The 350-nt window shown below is 59.1% G+C and carries 1 pseudogene; it reads right to left on the bottom strand.

Annotation, left to right across the window (positions count from 1 at the left end):
* Nucleotides 1–350 (bottom strand): annotated as a pseudogene (locus tag WLY71_RS30820) (DUF2955 domain-containing protein); the annotation flags it as partial.

Raw genomic sequence — 350 nt, 5'->3', positions numbered from 1 at the left:
GTCCTGTACCGACTGAACCAACAGGATGATCAGCGTGATCAGCGTATTGAGCCAAAACCCCGTGGTAAACCGCGTCGGGCTCAGGGCATACAGCTTGCGCGCCAGCACCAGGCCGAACAGCAACATCCACAGAAAGAACATCCACAGATGCACAAACAGACTGAGGGCGCTCCAGAAGAGGATCGCCAACAGGCCTGCGAGCAAGGTTGAGCCGAGCAACTCGCGACCGGCATTGCGGGCGCTCGTCGTGGAGCTTTGCTGACCGAGGCTGACGGCCTTGAGGATGATGGGCAGATAACCGGCCGGGTCGATCAGTGCCAGCAGGAATGTCGGTAACACGATCAGGGTTG

This window comes from Pseudomonas rossensis (assembly GCF_039888995.1).
Taxonomy (GTDB): Bacteria; Pseudomonadota; Gammaproteobacteria; order Pseudomonadales; family Pseudomonadaceae; genus Aquipseudomonas; species Aquipseudomonas rossensis.
Note: the sequence above shows the minus strand (reverse complement) of the source record. Positions and strands in the feature narration are given on the sequence as shown.